Consider the following 14,067-nt stretch of genomic DNA (forward strand, 5'->3'; position numbering starts at 1 on the left):
CCGTGAGCAGGGGGAGGCTGTCAACGCGGGCGGGCCATTTTCATCCTGCGATGGCGGCCCGCCACTACGTTGGGGGTGGCGTCATGGCTGGCGTATTTCCGCGACCCGCGCGCTGTCGACTTTTATCTCCGGATTGCCGAACTGCGCAGTGAGGTAGTTCACCAGCGTGGCGATCTGCTCGTCGTTGAGGGTGCCGGCGAAACCGGGCATGAACAGCTCCTCGTCGCCGACCTTGCGGTGCACGCCGCCGAGCACCACCTGCACCAGGTTGTCCGGCTGCAGGGCGCCGACCGCGCTGTTCTTCAGCAGCATCGGGTAGTAGCCGTCCTTCACCCCTTCGCCGCTCCAGGAGTGACAGCTGGCGCAGTTGCCCAGGTACAGGCGGGCGCCGTCGTCCTGTTTTTGCGCGGCGAAGTCCTGGCCGCGCAGGGTGATCACGTCCTCGGCCGGCTTGCCCCACTGGAAACGCGCCTTGCGCTCGCCGTCACTGACTGCCGGGACGCTGCGCAGGTAGCTGGCGATGGCTTGCAGGTCGGCCTCGGTCAGGTACTGGAAGCTGTGCTCGACCGCCTCGCCCATGGGGCCCGCGGCCTGGGCCTTGCCCGGCACGCCGCCGGTCTTGAGGTACTGCACGATCTCCGCGTCGCTCCAGCCGCCGATGCCGCTGTGGGTATCGGGGGTGATGTTGAAGGCGTACCAGCCGCCCAGGGCGGCGCCGGCGAGGAAGCCGGTGCTGCGCTCATTCATGGCCTTTTCCTGGAAGGCCATGCCGCGCGGGGTGTGGCAGGTACCGCAGTGGGCCAGGCCCTGGACCAGGTAGGCTCCACGGTTCCAGGCCCCGCTCTGCTTCGGATTGGGCTGGTAGACCTGGTCGTCGTGGAACAGCAGGTTCCAGATCGCCAGTGGCCAGCGCACGTCCAGCGGCCAGGCGATGTCCGAGTCCTGGTTGGGCTGCGCCACCGCCTGCACGCCGCCGTTGAGGAACCAGGCGTAGAGCGCCTTCATGTCGTCGTCGTTGATCTTCGCGTAGGCGGTGTAGGGCATCGCCGGGTAGAGGCGGGTGCCGCCCTTGGCCACGCCGTCGCGCAGGGCGCGGGCGAAGTCGTCGTAGCTGTAGCTGCCGATGCCGGTCTTCGGGTCGGGGGTGATGTTGGTGGAGTACACGGCGCCCAGTGGCGTGACCAGCGGCAGGCCGCCGGCGAACGGCTTGCCACCCGGCGCGGTGTGGCAGGCGGCGCAGTCGCCGGCGCGGGCCAGGTATTCGCCGCGTTGCAGCAGGTCCTGCGGCGCCGGGTCCAGCGCGTTGGCGGCGTGGCCCTGCAGCGGTGCGGCGAGCAGGGCGAGGAGTGCCAGGGTTTTCATCGTCAGGCCTCCCGCTTCAGTTGGTCGGCCAGGCGCAGGGCCAGGGCGGCGATGGTCAAGGTGCAGTTCACCGAGCCGACGGTGGGCATCACGGCGCTGCCGGCGATGAACAGGTTGGGGTGGTCGTGGCTGCGGCAGTGGCTGTCCACCACCGAGTCCTTCGGGTCTGCGCCCATCAGGGTGGTGCCGGTGATGTGGTTGTTGTTGGCGAAGTTGTCCTCGAACACTACTTCGGTGCCGCCCAGCAACTTCGCCGCGTGGGTGTACACCTCGCGGGTGTGCACCGCGCTCTTGTGCACGTAGTCGTCCATCGCGTAGGTGAACTCCGGCTTGGGGATGCCCACCGCGTCGCGCTCGCTGGCGCTGGGGACGATGCGGTTCTCCGGGTGCGGGAGGATTTCGTGGAAGCTGTCGAAGCGTACGAAGCGCGCGGCGCGGTCGCGGATCTGCGCTTCCAGCTCGCGGCCCAGCAGCAGCGGACCCTTGCGGATCAGCTCGGCGGCCACCTGGTCGGTGCGCGAGAGGTTCGACAGGTGGATCTTCTTGGAGGCGTACTCGCTGCGGAAGGCGCCATCGCGGAAGCCCACCATCGAGGTCATCTCCTGCGGCCCTCGGCCCGGCCAGAGCTTCTCGTTGGCATAGAACTGCACGGCGGTGCCGGGATGGTCCATGAGGTTGCGGCCGACCATGTCCGAACTGTTGCCGACCTCGGACATCAGCATCAGCTTGGGCGTCTCGATGCCGTTGGCGGCGAGGATGAAGGTGCCGCCTTCGACCCGGTGCTCGTTGCCTTGCGGGTCCTTGTACAGCGCGGCGGTGATCTTGCCGCCGTCTCCTTTCTCCAGCTTGAACACCACGGCGTTTTCCACCAGCCGCGCGCCGGCGCCCTCGGCCTTCTCGACGTGGACGATGCCGTTGTACATGGCGCCGATGGGGCAGATCGGCATGCAGTTGTTGTTGCCGCAGCAGGTCGGCCGCTGGTCGTAGGGACGGCTGTTGCGCGCCACCGGTTCGGTGACCACGCGGTAGCCGTTGGCGTTGAGCAGGGTCTTGATGCGCTGCTCGTTCCACGAAAGCGGCAGGGGCGGCATCGGGTAGGGCTGGCTACGCGGGGAGTCCAGCTCCTCGTCGCCCGGTCCCCAGACGCCCAGTTCTTCCTCGGCGCGCTGGTACCAGGGTTCGAGCTCCGCGTACTCGATGGGCCAGTCACGGCCCACGCCGTAGAGGCTGAGCAGCTTGAAGTCGTTGGGCAGGAAGCGCCAGGCCGAGGCCGCCCAGTGCCAGGTGGTGCCGCCGACCACGCGCAGGTACTGCACGTCGTAGGGGTGCGTGCCCTTCTGGATCAGGTAGTGGTTGTCCGGGTGAAATTGCGGGTGCGGGGCGTGCGGGCTCGAGGGGTAGGGCGCCTGGTTGTCGGACTTGTCCGCCTGGTTGCGGAAGCGCTCGACGATCTCCCAGCGCGCCATGCGCGGCCCGGCTTCAAGGATCAGCACATCCTTGCCGGCCAGCGCCAGCTGATGGGCCACCAGCGCCCCGGCGACGCCGGAGCCGACCACCACGAAATCCGCGCGTTGCGTCTCGGCCATGTTCACACCTCCCGCTCGGCCGGCTGGGCCGCCCAGAAGCCCGGCTTGTTCGGGCAGTAGCTGCGGATCACCAGCACGTCGTCCACCGCCTTGAACATCAGCGCCTGCTCGTAGGTGACCACGCTGGCGCTACTGGCATCGCCGATCTGCCCCAGGTACCAGCCGCCCAGGATCTGCCGGGCCAGCCACTGCGGGCGCTCGCCCCAGCTGGCGGGCGGCTCGGCCAGGTGCGCCTGCAGCTCGGCGAGGCTCTGCTTGAGCGCGGTGTCGCGCTGGGCCAGGGCCTCGAACAGGCGCTGGCCGATGCGTGGGTCGAGGTTGCTGCGCCCGGTCAGGCGCTGGGAGAGGGTCATGAAGCTGGCCAGCTCCGCCTCAGCCTGGGGCGTCAGCGCGGCCCAGGTGCGGGCGGCGGGGCTGAGCAGCACGCCGCCTACTGCTGCGCCGGTGCAGGCCACCGCCAGTAGGCGGCGGCGGGAAAGGGGGAAGTCGGGTCGTTGAACGTCGGACATGCGAACCTCTCTGGCACCAGGCAAAGGTGGCGGCGCGCGGTCTGGCGCCGCTTGCGTCGTGTCGTTCGGAACTTACGGCGGCCACCGGGCCGGTCGGGGTGGCGAGAGTGGGCCGCGCCCCTTAGTATTGCCGCTTGTTCAGATTCTGCCCGGGCGGATCGATCCGCCGGCGGCCATCGCGAGCCGCGCCGCAGAGCCTCACCGGATTAAGACTGCATCGATGAAACAGTACCTCGACCTCATGCGCCACGTGCGCGAACACGGCACCTTCAAGAGCGATCGCACCGGCACCGGCACCTACAGCGTGTTCGGCCACCAGATGCGCTTCGACCTGGCCGAAGGCTTCCCGCTGGTGACCACCAAGAAGTGCCACCTGAAATCGATCATTCACGAGCTGCTGTGGTTCCTCAAAGGCTCGACCAACATCGCCTACCTGAAGGAAAACGGCGTCTCGATCTGGGACGAATGGGCCGATGAGAACGGCGACCTCGGCCCGGTCTATGGCTACCAGTGGCGCTCCTGGCCGGCGCCGGACGGTCGTCACATCGACCAGATCGCCAACCTGATGGCGATGCTGAAGAAGAACCCGGACTCGCGCCGCCTGATCGTCTCCGCCTGGAACCCCGCGCTGATCGACGAGATGGCCCTGCCGCCGTGCCACGCGCTGTTCCAGTTCTACGTCGCCGACGGCAAGCTCAGCTGCCAGCTGTACCAGCGCTCGGCCGACATCTTCCTCGGCGTGCCCTTCAACATCGCCAGCTACGCGCTGCTGACCCTGATGGTTGCGCAGGTCGCGGGCCTGCAACCGGGCGAGTTCATCTGGACCGGCGGCGACTGCCACTTGTACGCCAACCACCTGGAACAGACCGACCTGCAGCTGACCCGCCAGCCGCTGCCGCTGCCGACCATGAAGATCAATCCCGAGGTGAAGGACCTGTTCGACTTCCGCTTCGAGGACTTCGAGCTGGTCGGCTACGAGGCCCACCCGCACATCAAGGCGCCGGTCGCTGTCTGACCTGTCCTCGATGAAGAAAAGGCCGGCGCAATGCCGGCCTTTTTTGTTTCTGCGGGACCTCTTCCGTAGGAGCGGACTTTGTCCGCGATGGACCCAGCGTGAGGCCGGATTGCGGACGGAGTCCGCTCCTACGCCTCATGAGCCTTCGTGCCCCCATTCACTCGGTGAATAACGGTTTCGCCAGGCGGTACAAGGTTTCGTGATATTGCGCCCCGTTGCTATGCTCCCCGGGCTGGCCGCCAAGTAGGCCAACGGATTTTCCGCCGAATAACGACAAGACCGGGGACCGTCATGCAGCCTTTCAGCTTCGCCACCACTGCGCAGATCCTCTGCGAGAGTGGCTCCGCCGCCCGCCTGGGTGAACTCTGCCGCGAACGCGGCGCCCAGCGCGTACTCATCGTCACCGACCCCGGCATCACCCGGCTGAACATGCTCGATGGCGTGCTGCCGGGCTTTGCCGCCGCCGGCGTGGCGGTGGAAGTCTTCGACCAGGTGCTGGCCGACCCGCCGGAAAGCGTGGTGCTGGAAGCCGCCGACCGGGCGCGCCGAATGGCCGCGCAACTGGTGATCGGCTTCGGCGGCGGCAGCTCGATGGACGTGGCCAAGCTGGTGGCATTGCTGGCGCATCCGCTGGCCTCCCAAGGGCTGAAGGATATCTTCGGCGTCGGCAACGCCCGTGGCCCGCGCCTGCCGCTGCTGCAGGTGCCGACCACCGCCGGCACCGGCTCGGAAGTCACGCCGATCGCCATCGTGACCACCGGCGAGACCACCAAGATGGGTGTGGTCAGCCCGCACCTGCTGCCGGACCTGGCGCTGCTCGACGCCGACCTCACCCTCGGCCTGCCGCCGGAGGTCACCGCCGCCACCGGCATCGACGCCATGGTCCACGCCATCGAGGCCTACACCAGCAAGCTGAAGAAGAATCCCCTGTCCGACCTGCTGGCCCGCGAGGCCCTGCGTCTGCTGGCGCTGAACCTCGGCGAAGCCGTGCACAACGGCCGCAATCGCGAGGCGCGCCAGGCCATGCTGCTGGGCGCCTGCCTGGCCGGGCAGGCCTTCGCCAATGCCCCGGTGGCCGCCGTGCACGCACTGGCCTATCCACTGGGCGGGCACTTCCACATTCCCCACGGCCTGAGCAATGCGCTGGTACTGCCGGAAGTGATCCGCTTCAATGCGCCCGACGCCGGCCCGCTCTACGCCGAACTGGCGCCGTTGCTGCTGGGCAAGCGCCTGCGCACGGACGCCGACCGCACCGAGCAGTTCATCGCCGAACTGGCCGACCTCAGCCCGCGCTGCGGCCTGCCCTCGCGCCTGCGCGACGCCGGCGTGCCGGAGGACAGCCTGCCGCGCCTGGCCGCCGACGCGATGCTGCAGCAGCGCCTGCTGGTGAATAATCCCCGTGAAGTCAGCGAGAGCGACGCGCTGGCCATCTACCGAGCCGCCTACTGAGAGAGCGATGAGCGAACAACACCCCAGCCGCGTCGACTACGCGCACTTCCAGCCGATCACCACCCGCTGGCACGACAACGATATCTACGGCCACGTGAACAACGTGACCTACTACGGTTTCTTCGACACGGCGGTGAATACCTACCTGATCGAACGCGGCGGCCTGGATATTCACGACGGCGAGGTGGTGGGCTTCGTGGTCAGCTCCAGCTGCGACTATTTCGCCCCGGTGGCCTTCCCCGAGCGCATCGAGGTCGGCCTGCGGGTTGGCAAGCTGGGCAGCAGCTCGGTGCAGTACGAGCTGGCGATCTTCCGCCAAGGCGAGGACCTGGCCTGCGCGGCAGGCAGGTTCGTGCATGTGTTCGTCGATCGCTCGAGCAGTCGGCCGGTGCCGATTCCGGCGCCACTGCGTGAGGCGATGGAAGTACTGCACCGCGCCTGAACGGCTTTTCGTAGGAGCGGACTTTGTCCGCGATGCTCTTCTTTGGAATTGGGTGTATATGCGCCGCTTTGGCGTGTTCGGAAGTATTGGGTTTCGCCCCCTCGGGCGAGTCACTTTCTCAAACGCGAGAAAGTAACCAAAGCGCTTGCCCCTGCATCCGGGTCCGGCTTCGCCGGACTTCCCTCGCTCCATCGAAGTTTCAGGGGCCCGCGTCGACGGGCCATCCATGGCCCAACGACGCTCTCGCGGCATCCATGCCGCTCAACCCCTGAAACTCCGATTCCACTCGGCCTCCTGAAGGGGCGCTCCGACACGCGCGGATATTTCTCTGGAAGTCCTTAAGCCAGAGCCAGAGCAGTAGCACGGCTCCCGTAGGAGCGGACCTTGTCCGCGATGCTCTTGTGGGAAGCATCCCGGAGGAATCCATTGTCGCGGCAACAATCCGAAGCAATGCGCGATCCCAAGGACCGAGAGGAACACTCAGCCCGTGTCCGCAATGGGAACGCTGCATCAGCCCACCGACTCACCACCCCATCGGATAATGCTCGATCCGGCACGGCCGCTCGTTCCCATCGTTCTTGCACGTCCCGTCGAGGTACTGGTAGCGCATCCACACCCGCTGCCCCGGCGCCGGCCAGTGCCTGCGCGGGATCATGCTCTGCCAGTCGGCGCTCTCCGGCTCGAAGGCGATCACTGCGCCCTTGTCCGGGCATTGCGCCTCGGCGGGTCTGGCCTTGACCGATTCCACTCGCCCCTTGAGCCCCGGGTAAGGCTGTTTCACCGTCTCGGTGATCTCCACTTCCAGCCGGCATACCTGCCAGCTTCCGGCCTGCGCTGCATTCGCCAGCAACGGCGTCAACAACAGTCCGGCAACCGCTACAGCTTTCACGGATAGCTCCTTCTCGCCAGTGATCCCTGCCCGGCAAGCCTATACCAGCTTTGCCGAACCAGCCGGGACTTGCCCTGGGCGCCACCGCCGGCCTATGCTGGCCGCCGGTCGGCAGTTCACCCAGGCGTCGCCGCCTCCGTATGGAGAGCGCTAAACCTGCCGCGCGGTTCCCCCACCCTTGACGATCCGACACACATTCCTTGAGTGCCGCATCGGAATACGGCGACCCCCGATAACCTCTACGCGAGGTCTTGGCACGCAACGAGGATTGCACTGTGTCCAGGCAACGCTTGCCCTTCAACGCCCCCGACATTTCCGCCCTGGCAAAATCGCTGGCGCGTCAGCTCGACGAGTCGCCCGAACGTCCCGGCCATGTCGAAATGCTCAATCTGCTGGCCCGCGCGGTTGGCTTTCGCAACTATCAGGCGCTGCGCGCCAGCCACCAGGCCGAGGCGCGTCTGGTGCGCGAGGCCGAGCCCGAGGCGGTAGTGGACTTCCGCCGCATCGAGCAGTGGCGGCGTTATTTCGACGAGTCCGGCTGCCTGCAACGCTGGCCGAAGAAGCACAGCCATCGCGAGGCCTGCCTCTGGGTGCTGTGGTCGCGGCTGCCGGCGCGCCAGCGCTGGAGCGAGCCGGAACTCAACGAGCGGCTACGCGCCCAGGAGTGCCTCGGCGATCACCTGCTGTTGCGCCGGGCATTGGTCGACGGCGGCTGGCTTTCGCGCACCGAAGACGGCAGCGAGTACTGGCGCATCGAGCGGCGTCCGCCGCAGGAGCTGAGCGCGCTGCTCTCCGTGTTGCCCGCTCTCCAGGCCTGAAATGAAAGAGCCCGCCGGAAGGCGGGCTCTTGGTTCAACACAGCATCAATCGTCGTCGTGATACTTGTGTTTGTGCTTATGGTGACCCTTGGCCTTGTGGTAGCCGTTGTCGTGATGGCCATCGTGGTCATCATCGTCATCGTTGTTCTTGTCGGACATGTGGTTGCCCAGCGCGCCGCCCGCGGCGCCGCCCAGGCCCGCACCGATGGTGCCGCCGGTGGAGCCACCGACCTTGTTGCCGATCACGGAGCCGCCCGCAGCACCCAGGCCGCCGCCAATGGCAGCCTCAGTCTTGTTGCCGTTCTTCGCGCCCATCGCGCCGCCGGCTGCGCCGCCAACGCCAGCGCCAATGGCTGCGCCGGTGGAACCGCCCAGGGCGCCGCCTACGACGTTGCCCAGGGCACCGCCTACGCCGCTGCCAATGGCAGCCTTGGTGTCATCGGCCATGGCCTGGCTGGCCAGGAGGGCCAGCGCCAGAACAGAAAGAGTCTTACGCATCTTGCGAACCTGAATTTAGGAATGGGATGGGGAAATTGTCCCGCACACAAAACAGCCGGGCAACGCCTGCCCGGCTGTCAGTCATCATTTCCGTGGACTGATCGCGGTTTGCCTGCCGCGGATCAATCGTCCCAATGGCGACGATGGTGCTTGTGCTTGTACCAGCCGCGATGGCGGCCGTTATCGTGCCAGTCGCCGCGGTCGTAGTAGCGGGCACGACGGTAGCCGTGATGGTAGTCATCATCGTCGTCGTCGCGGTTGTTGTCGGCGTAGTGGTTGCCCAGTGCGCCGCCCGCGCCGCCGCCCAGGGCCGCGCCGATCAGACCGCCAGTGGTGCCGCCCATCTTGTTGCCGATCACCTGGCCGCCGGCTGCACCCAGGCCACCGCCGATGGCGGCTTCTGTCTTGTTGCCGTGGCGGGCACCGACCGCACCACCGGCCGCACCGCCGATACCACTACCAATAGCGGCGCCGGTGCTGCCACCGACCGACTGGCCGATGACCGAACCCAATACCCCGCCCAGGGCGCCACCGACGCCGGCACGGGTGTCGCCGTCCGCGAAGGCGGTGCCACCAACCAGCGCAAGAGACAACAGGAGCATCGAGGAGTATTTCATAGAGAGGATCTCTCTGTGGGGATGTTGGAAGCGATCCTCGGTTCGTGCGAAGGCTCTGACAAGGCACTTCCGACGAATAACACGACTTTCATCAAATAATGCAAGTATTTGATTTAGGGTCAGAACTTTTTCGAGTTTGCGCGGTCTGAGTGTTATTCCGGGGCTTTGTTTTGTGTGTGTTTTTGACGAAAAGTGCTATTGCAATGATGGCTTTTCACGCTTGCCCCTGATGCCCTTCCGAGTTTAGCGTTCATTCCCTTCCTACGTATGCGATTCCGGCGGATTTTTCGCGGGATGTAATCTCCTGCGCGCCTGGAAAGGCCACGGGCGGGTAGGGCGTATAACGTTCGGCGTTATACGCCGCCTGAGCTCGGCCCCCGTCCGTGCGGACTTCCGCCTGGACGCCCGTCACGTGCGCTTCGAACTCAACCACTGCGCCAGCCGGCAAGCGCGTATCGGCGTACAACCGCGAACGGTTGTACGCCCTACGGGGCACAGGCCCCGGCTTGCCGCACAACATCAAACGATCCGCAGGCTCGGCCGGGCCTTCTCGATGCGGATGGCGACGAACTTGGAGGTCGGGGTGTAGCTGCCCACGCCGTGGCTTTCCAGCGGTACCAGCGGGTTGGTCTCCGGGTAGTAGGCCGCCGCCTGGCCGCTGGGGATGTCGTAGGCCAGCAGGGTGAAGCCGTTGACCCGGCGCTCCACGCCGTCCGCCCAGAGCGACACCATGTCGACCTTCTCGCCTGGCTCGAAGCCCAGGCGGCGGATGTCCGCTTCGTTGGCGAATACCACCTCGCGCTGGCCGCGCACGCCGCGGTAGCGGTCGTCCAGGCCATAGATGGTGGTGTTGTACTGGTCGTGGGAGCGCAGCGTCTGCAGGATCAGGTGCGGCTCCTGGCCGGACTGGCGGACTTTCTCGTGGACCAGGTCCGCCGGCAGCGGCTGGTCATGGAAATTGGCCTTGCCGCTGGCGGTGTTCCAGCGCCGGTCGGCGGCGGCGTTGCCCAGGTGGAAGCCGCCGGGGTGCGCCACGCGGCGATTGAAGTCGGCGAAGCCGGGGATGGTATCGGCGATCAGGTCACGGATGCGGTCGTAGTGGGCGATCAGCGCGTCCCAGTCCACCGGGTGGTTGCCCAGGGTGGCCTTGGCGATGCCGGCGATGATGGCGGGTTCCGAGCGCATCAGCTTCGAGGAAGGCTCCAGCTGGCCGAAAGACGCGTGGATCATGCTGAAGGAGTCTTCCACGGTTACCGCCTGTGGGCCTTCGGCCTGGCGGTCTATGTCGGTGCGGCCCAGGCACGGCAGGATCAGTGCATCGCCGCCCACTGTGAGGTGGCTGCGATTGAGCTTGGTGCTGATCTGCACGGTCAGTGCGCAGCGCTCCAGGGCGCGGTGGGTGCGCGGGCTGTCCGGGGTGGCCTGGGCGAAGTTGCCGCCCAGGCCGATGAAGACTTTCGCCTCGCCCTTGAGCATCGCCTCGATCGCCTCGACCGTGTTGTGGCCGTGCTCGCGCGGTACCTTGAAGTCGAAGCGGCGTTCGATAGCGTCGAGCAGGGCTGCCGGTGGGCGGTCGTTGATGCCCATGGTGCGGTCGCCCTGCACGTTGCTGTGGCCGCGCACCGGGCACAGGCCGGCGCCGGGGCGGCCGACGTTGCCGCGCAGCAGTTGCAGGCTGACCAGTTCCTGGATGGTCGGCACCGAATGGTGGTGCTGGGTGATGCCCATGGCCCAGCAAACGATCACGCGCTCGGCGCGGCGATACATGATCGCCGCCTGCTCGATCTCATCGAGGCTCAGGCCCGACTGCTGGACGATGTGGTCCCAGCTGGTGTCGTCCACCGTGGCCAGGTAGGACTCGACGCCCTGGGTGTGTTCGGCGATGAAGGCGTGGTCGAACACCGCCGGCTCACCCTTGGCCTGGGCCTCGCGCTCCCACTGCAGGAGGAACTTGGCGATGCCGCGTACGGCGGCCATGTCGCCGCCCAGCGCCGGGCGGAAGAAGGCGGTGTTCAGCGGTTCGGAACCGTTGGTGAGCATCTCCAGCGCGTTCTGCGGGTGCTGGAAGCGCTCCAGTCCACGCTCCTTGAGCGGGTTGAAGGCGACCACCTGGGCACCGCGCTGCACCGCTTCGCGCAGTGGTTCGAGCATGCGCGGATGATTGGTGCCGGGGTTCTGACCGAACACGAAGATCGCGTCGGCATGCTCGAAGTCGTCGAAGGTTACGGTGCCCTTGCCGACGCCCACGCTCGCGCCCAGGGCCACGCCGCTGGCTTCGTGGCACATGTTCGAGCAGTCGGGGAAGTTGTTGGTGCCGTAGGCACGGACGAACAGCTGGTAGAGGAAGGCCGCTTCGTTGCTGGCCCGGCCTGAGGTGTAGAACTCGGCCTGGTCAGGGCTTTCCAGGGTGTTCAGGTGCTGGGCGATGAGGGCGAAGGCGTCGTCCCAGGCAATCGGCTGGTAGCGGTCGGTGGCCGGGTCGTAGCGCATCGGCTCGGTCAGGCGGCCCTGGTATTCGAGCCAGTAGTCGCTCTGCTCGCGCAGCGCGCTGACGCTGTGGCGGGCGAAGAAGGCAGCGTCCACGCGGCGCTTGGTGGCTTCCCAGTTCACCGCCTTGGCGCCGTTCTCGCAGAACTTCACCCGGCCGTCTTCGGGCGAGTCGCCCCAGGCGCAACCGGGGCAGTCGAAGCCGCCGCTCTGGTTGGTCTTGAGCAGTGCGCGCAGGTTCTTGAACGGCTGTTTGCTGTCCAGCCAGAAGCGGGTGACGCTGATCAGTGCGCCCCAACCAGCGGCCGGACCTTTGTAGGGTTGATAGCGAGGTTTTACGGATTGCAGGCTCATGTGGGCTCTTTCTTGAAGGACGGCGGCGACGCTTTTTTCAGGGGGCGGTCAGACGGCTTTCGGAGCCGGGCTGTAGACGCGCGGGGCGCTGCGGTGGGGCAGATGGATCAGGTTCAGGTTGTGCTCGCGGGCCCACTGCACGGTGAGCGCGGTGGGAGCGGACAGGCTGACCAGGGTGGGTAGTCCGGCGCGCAGGGCCTTGTGGATCAGCTCCAGGCTGCAGCGGCTGGTGACCACGGCGAAGCCGTCGCGGAGGTCCAGGCGCTGGCGCTTGAGGGCGCCGACCAGCTTGTCGAGGGCGTTGTGCCGGCCGATGTCCTCGCGGCACAGGCGGATTTCGCCGCTGCCGTCGACGAACAGCGCGGCGTGCACGGCGCCGCTGCGGCGGGCGATTTCCTGGGCGGCATTCACCCGCTCGCGCAGGCCGGCCAGGTGGGCGGCGGGTGGTAGCGGTGCAGACGGCAGTACCGGTAGGTCCGGCAGCGCCTGGTCCAGCGCCTCGACACCGCACAGGCCGCAGCCGGTATTGCCGGCCAGCTGGCGCCGCTGCTCCTTGAGCGCCCAGAAGGCGCGGTTGCTGACCTGCACTTCGGCGGCAATTGCATCGCCGTGGGGCGTCAGGCGGATGTCATAGATGTCGTCGATGGATTCGATGAAGCCGGCGCCGAGGCTGAAGCCGTGGACGAAATCTTCCAGATCGTTCGGCGAGACCATCATCACGGCCTGGCTGAGGCCGTTGTAGGCGATGGCCAGGGCGACTTCGTCGGCCAGCGGGGTGCTGCCGATGTCGCTTTCCGGGGTGAGTTCGGCGTAGGCGTAGCCGTCGACGGGGGCGTCGGCGGACGTGTCGGGAGCCCGGACCTCGGCGGCGGCCGGGCGGGCGATCAAGCAAGGCATGGGCTGAGCCCTATGGTTCTCTAGTAATAGCGCCAGACTAGGCCGATACGCGGGGAGCGTCTAATGGGTAGTTTCGATACCGTGATCGACGCCGTCTATCACTCGGTCGGAGAGTCGTCCAACAGCGTGGCCGCTTCGCGGAAGCAGGCTTCGGCCAGGGCCGAGCGCGGCTCGCTGCGGCGAATGATCAACCCCAGTGGGGAGAGGGTGCGGGCGTCCTCTATCGGGGTGAGGGCGAAGTGCTCTCCCTGGGCGTCCAGCCCACTGCCCAGCGGCATGATTGCGCAGCACAGGCCGCGCTCCACGGCTTGCAGCAACTGGTGCACGGCGTCCGTTTCCAGACGCGGCCGGGGTGTCAGGCCACGGCTGCGAAAACCATGGTCGATGGACTGGCGAAAATGCATGCCGGTCGACAGCAGGCCCAGGGGCAGGTCCGCCAGGGCGTCCCAGCCGAGGGTCGGGCTGTCGAACTGGAAGTGCCGGCGGTCGTGCAGCAGACCCATCCGCGTGCCGGCCAGTTCCAGTCCTTCGAAGTGCTCACGGTCGAGGCGGTCGAGGTAGGACAGGCCGAGGTCCAACTGGTTGCGGCCAAGGCCTTCGAGAATGTTCTCCGAGCTCAGCGCGTAGAGCTGGAAGCGCAGCTCCGGGTGGCGCTGGGCGAACAGCTCGATCAGCCGCATGGGGTCGAAACCCGCCAGCGGCACCAGGCCCAGGCGCAGGGTGCCGACCAGTTGGCCCCGGCAGGCGGCGGCCTCGGCGTACAGGCCGTCGTGGGCGGCCAGCAGGCTGCGGGCCCAGGCCAGCACGCGCTCGCCGGCCTCGGTGAAGCCTTCGAAGCGCTGCCCGCGCCGCACCAGCTCCAGGCCCAGTTCCTCCTCCAGGCTGCGCAGGCGCATCGACAGGGTCGGCTGGGTGACGTGGCAGCGTGCCGCCGCCTGGCCGAAATGCCGCGTCTCGTCGAGGGCGCAGAGGAACTTGAGCTGTTTGATGTCCATCGCTGGATGGCTCCGGGAGGCGGCTTTCAGTCGGTAAAAAGGCTGGGCTGGGAATAATCCGGCGGGCGTTACCAATCTTGCCGACTAGACTCCTAGCGCACGCGGTCTGCCCAATGCCGGCCGCCTGTCACTGTAACTGTAGGGAGATT

13 protein-coding genes are annotated in these 14,067 nt (G+C 66.9%); 4 read left to right on the forward strand and 9 right to left on the reverse strand.

Annotated features, from left to right (window positions below; genetic code table 11):
- Window positions 1–81: 81 nt before the first annotated feature.
- From SD196_RS01610 to SD196_RS01620, 3 genes are read right to left on the reverse strand one after another with little or no spacing between them, the layout of a single operon-like run.
- Window positions 82–1,362 (reverse strand): c-type cytochrome, encoded by a 1,281-nt coding sequence (locus tag SD196_RS01610; RefSeq protein ID WP_416311002.1) that lies wholly within the window; start codon window positions 1,360–1,362, stop codon window positions 82–84.
- Between the two features lie 2 nt (window positions 1,363–1,364).
- Window positions 1,365–2,948 carry a GMC family oxidoreductase gene (locus SD196_RS01615; protein ID WP_331315563.1) on the reverse strand — a complete coding sequence of 528 codons (1,584 nt, stop codon included), beginning with the start codon at window positions 2,946–2,948 and terminating at the stop codon, window positions 1,365–1,367.
- 2 nt (window positions 2,949–2,950) lie between these two features.
- Window positions 2,951–3,457, reverse strand: a complete 507-nt coding sequence (locus SD196_RS01620; RefSeq protein ID WP_331315564.1) for a sugar dehydrogenase complex small subunit — start codon at window positions 3,455–3,457, stop codon at window positions 2,951–2,953.
- A 220-nt stretch (window positions 3,458–3,677) separates the two neighbouring features.
- Here SD196_RS01620 and SD196_RS01625 point away from each other — a divergent pair, with 220 nt between their 5' ends.
- The 3 genes from SD196_RS01625 to SD196_RS01635 all read left to right on the forward strand — a co-directional run bounded on the left by SD196_RS01625 (window position 3,678) and on the right by SD196_RS01635 (window position 6,363).
- On the forward strand, window positions 3,678–4,472 hold the full coding sequence (locus SD196_RS01625; RefSeq protein WP_275609746.1) for a thymidylate synthase: 795 nt from the start codon (window positions 3,678–3,680) through the stop codon (window positions 4,470–4,472).
- Window positions 4,473–4,763: 291 nt separating this feature from the next.
- Window positions 4,764–5,921 (forward strand): iron-containing alcohol dehydrogenase, encoded by a 1,158-nt coding sequence (locus tag SD196_RS01630; RefSeq protein ID WP_416311003.1) that lies wholly within the window; start codon window positions 4,764–4,766, stop codon window positions 5,919–5,921.
- A 7-nt stretch (window positions 5,922–5,928) separates the two neighbouring features.
- Window positions 5,929–6,363 (forward strand): thioesterase family protein, encoded by a 435-nt coding sequence (locus tag SD196_RS01635; RefSeq protein WP_331315569.1) that lies wholly within the window; start codon window positions 5,929–5,931, stop codon window positions 6,361–6,363.
- 523 nt (window positions 6,364–6,886) lie between these two features.
- Here the strand turns inward: SD196_RS01635 and SD196_RS01640 are convergent.
- Window positions 6,887–7,252 carry a hypothetical protein gene (locus tag SD196_RS01640; protein ID WP_331315571.1) on the reverse strand — a complete coding sequence of 122 codons (366 nt, stop codon included), beginning with the start codon at window positions 7,250–7,252 and terminating at the stop codon, window positions 6,887–6,889.
- A 275-nt stretch (window positions 7,253–7,527) separates the two neighbouring features.
- Between SD196_RS01640 and SD196_RS01645 the strand changes: the two genes are divergently transcribed.
- Window positions 7,528–8,070, forward strand: a complete 543-nt coding sequence (locus tag SD196_RS01645; RefSeq protein WP_416311004.1) for a DUF2087 domain-containing protein — start codon at window positions 7,528–7,530, stop codon at window positions 8,068–8,070.
- A 45-nt stretch (window positions 8,071–8,115) separates the two neighbouring features.
- Here the strand turns inward: SD196_RS01645 and SD196_RS01650 are convergent, their stop codons facing one another.
- The 5 genes from SD196_RS01650 to SD196_RS01670 all read right to left on the reverse strand — a co-directional run bounded on the left by SD196_RS01650 (window position 8,116) and on the right by SD196_RS01670 (window position 13,918).
- Window positions 8,116–8,568, reverse strand: a complete 453-nt coding sequence (locus tag SD196_RS01650; protein ID WP_275609751.1) for a glycine zipper domain-containing protein — start codon at window positions 8,566–8,568, stop codon at window positions 8,116–8,118.
- A gap of 122 nt (window positions 8,569–8,690) precedes the next feature.
- Window positions 8,691–9,185, reverse strand: a complete 495-nt coding sequence (locus tag SD196_RS01655; RefSeq protein ID WP_275609752.1) for a glycine zipper domain-containing protein — start codon at window positions 9,183–9,185, stop codon at window positions 8,691–8,693.
- A gap of 519 nt (window positions 9,186–9,704) precedes the next feature.
- On the reverse strand, window positions 9,705–12,026 hold the full coding sequence (locus SD196_RS01660; protein WP_416311005.1) for an FdhF/YdeP family oxidoreductase: 2,322 nt from the start codon (window positions 12,024–12,026) through the stop codon (window positions 9,705–9,707).
- A 48-nt stretch (window positions 12,027–12,074) separates the two neighbouring features.
- Entirely contained in the window at window positions 12,075–12,923 is an 849-nt protein-coding gene (fdhD, locus tag SD196_RS01665; protein WP_275609754.1) for a formate dehydrogenase accessory sulfurtransferase FdhD, read from the reverse strand.
- Between the two features lie 98 nt (window positions 12,924–13,021).
- Window positions 13,022–13,918, reverse strand: coding sequence for a LysR family transcriptional regulator (locus SD196_RS01670; RefSeq protein WP_275609755.1), 897 nt, complete (start codon window positions 13,916–13,918; stop codon window positions 13,022–13,024).
- Window positions 13,919–14,067: the final 149 nt, after the last annotated feature.

Origin of the sequence: Pseudomonas macauensis (genome assembly GCF_047902425.1) — a bacterium.
Classification (GTDB): Bacteria; Pseudomonadota; Gammaproteobacteria; order Pseudomonadales; family Pseudomonadaceae; genus Pseudomonas.

What these genes read in the sequence shown, in the direction of transcription:
- SD196_RS01635 (WP_331315569.1), top strand. Translation starts at nt 5,929, where the DNA reads ATGAGCGAACAACACCCCAGCCGCGTCGACTACGCGCACTTCCAGCCG.
- SD196_RS01625 (WP_275609746.1), top strand. Translation starts at nt 3,678, where the DNA reads ATGAAACAGTACCTCGACCTCATGCGCCACGTGCGCGAACACGGCACC.
- fdhD (WP_275609754.1), bottom strand. Translation starts at nt 12,923, where the DNA reads ATGCCTTGCTTGATCGCCCGCCCGGCCGCCGCCGAGGTCCGGGCTCCC.
- SD196_RS01610 (WP_416311002.1), bottom strand. Translation starts at nt 1,362, where the DNA reads ATGAAAACCCTGGCACTCCTCGCCCTGCTCGCCGCACCGCTGCAGGGC.
- SD196_RS01620 (WP_331315564.1), bottom strand. Translation starts at nt 3,457, where the DNA reads ATGTCCGACGTTCAACGACCCGACTTCCCCCTTTCCCGCCGCCGCCTA.
- SD196_RS01615 (WP_331315563.1), bottom strand. Translation starts at nt 2,948, where the DNA reads ATGGCCGAGACGCAACGCGCGGATTTCGTGGTGGTCGGCTCCGGCGTC.
- SD196_RS01670 (WP_275609755.1), bottom strand. Translation starts at nt 13,918, where the DNA reads ATGGACATCAAACAGCTCAAGTTCCTCTGCGCCCTCGACGAGACGCGG.
- SD196_RS01650 (WP_275609751.1), bottom strand. Translation starts at nt 8,568, where the DNA reads ATGCGTAAGACTCTTTCTGTTCTGGCGCTGGCCCTCCTGGCCAGCCAG.
- SD196_RS01660 (WP_416311005.1), bottom strand. Translation starts at nt 12,026, where the DNA reads ATGAGCCTGCAATCCGTAAAACCTCGCTATCAACCCTACAAAGGTCCG.
- SD196_RS01630 (WP_416311003.1), top strand. Translation starts at nt 4,764, where the DNA reads ATGCAGCCTTTCAGCTTCGCCACCACTGCGCAGATCCTCTGCGAGAGT.
- SD196_RS01655 (WP_275609752.1), bottom strand. Translation starts at nt 9,185, where the DNA reads ATGAAATACTCCTCGATGCTCCTGTTGTCTCTTGCGCTGGTTGGTGGC.